Here is a 670-nt window from a genome sequence, read left to right as displayed (position 1 = left end):
ACAAGATAAATCAACTTCAAAATCACAGCTTAAGCCCTCTCAAGAGTATGTACATGGCAACGCTAGGCAATGCCAAGTCGCTGCAACTGGATGACAAGATTGGCTCTTTTCAGGCAGGTCGTGAAGCCGACTTTGCGGTGCTTGATTATGATGCAACACCGTTGATGAGCCTGAAGCAATCCAAGTGCAAAACACTGGACGAAAAGCTGTTCGCAATGATTATTCTGGGCGATGACCGCGCAGTAAAAGCCACCTACGTCGCGGGCGAATGCGCCCACGAAAAACACTAATACACAGGCGAGGAGATTAACTGTGGAAGCGTATTTCCTGGAATGGTTGAACCTATTTTTCCGATGGTTCCATGTGATCGCGGGTGTCGCCTGGATTGGCGCCTCCTTTTATTTTGTATGGCTGGATAACAGCCTCGAAAACCCGCCGCAATGGAAAAAAGACAAAGGCATTGGTGGTGACCTTTGGGCGATCCACGGTGGCGGTTTTTACGAGGTTGCCAAATACAAACTTGGGCCAGAGGCAATGCCAGAGAACCTGCATTGGTTTAAGTGGGAAGCTTACACCACGTGGCTAACCGGCATGGTAATGCTTTGGATTATTTACTACGTTGGCGCTGAAAGCTTTCTGATCGACAACAGCAAGTTAGAGCTAACTCAAT

General features: G+C 48.2%; 2 protein-coding genes. Both read left to right on the top strand.

What is annotated here, in order from left to right:
* On the top strand, positions 1 to 290 hold a 290-nt coding region (locus tag A3750_RS16880), incomplete at its 5' end, for an amidohydrolase family protein (RefSeq protein ID WP_156498670.1).
* 22 nt (positions 291 to 312) lie between these two features.
* A partial coding sequence (locus A3750_RS16875) for a urate hydroxylase PuuD (RefSeq protein ID WP_197475102.1) occupies positions 313 to 670 on the top strand: 358 nt, incomplete at its 3' end.

Source organism: Oleiphilus sp. HI0079 (assembly GCF_001635105.1).
Note: the sequence above shows the minus strand (reverse complement) of the source record. Positions and strands in the feature narration are given on the sequence as shown.